This window comes from Micromonospora sp. R311 (genome assembly GCF_056780015.1).
Genome location: NZ_JBSWCE010000118.1, coordinates 1 through 787, shown reverse-complemented (window position 1 = coordinate 787; position 787 = coordinate 1). Strand labels below are relative to the sequence as shown.

1 protein-coding gene is annotated in these 787 nt (G+C 68.7%); it reads right to left on the bottom strand.

From position 1 onward, the window contains the following. The coding region (locus AC1WTP_RS34440) for an IS256 family transposase (RefSeq protein WP_481653381.1) at nucleotides 1–787 on the bottom strand (787 nt) is incomplete at both ends.

The window sequence follows — 787 nt, the reverse complement described above, 5'->3', positions numbered from 1 at the left end:
GACGCCGACGACGTCGGTGCGTCGTTTGATCTCCTTGTTCAACCGCTCCAACGGATTGGTCGACCAGATCTTCTTCCAGTGGCTGGGCGGGAATCCGGTGAAGGCGAGCAGGTCATGTGCGGCGTCGCGGAGCATCGTCTCGACTTTGGGCAGCTGACGGCCGAGCATGCCGGCGATGACGTCGAGCTGCTCGCGCACGTGGGCGGCGTCGGGTTGGGCGAAGATGGTCCGGATCGCCGCGGCGACCATCTCGGCGTTGCCCTTCGGGACCTGGGCCAGGACGTTGCGCAGGAAGTGCACCCGGCAGCGTTGCCACGCCGCGCCGAGCAGCACCGCGCTGATGGCTTGCTTGAGGCCGGTGTGGGCATCGGAGATGACCAGCTGCACCCCGGCCAGCCCGCGGGCCCTGAGTGAGCGCAGGAACGCGGTCCAGAAGGCGCCGTCCTCGCTGTCACCGACGGCGAAGCCGAGGACTTCCCGCCACCCGTCGGCCCGAACCCCGGTGGCGACCATGATGGCCTGGGAGACCACCCGCCGGTTCACTCGGGCCTTGCAGTACGTGGCGTCGAGGAAGACGTAGGGGAACGCGGCCGAGGCCAGGGACCGGTCGCGGAAGGCGCTCACTTCCTCGTCGAGGTCGGCGCAGATGCGGGACACCTCGGACTTGGAGATCCCCGAGTCCGCACCGAGGGCTTTGACCAGGTCGTCGACCTTGCGGGTGGACACGCCGTGCAGGTAGGCCTCCATCACCACCGCGAACAAGGCTTGGTCCACTCGCCGGCGCCGC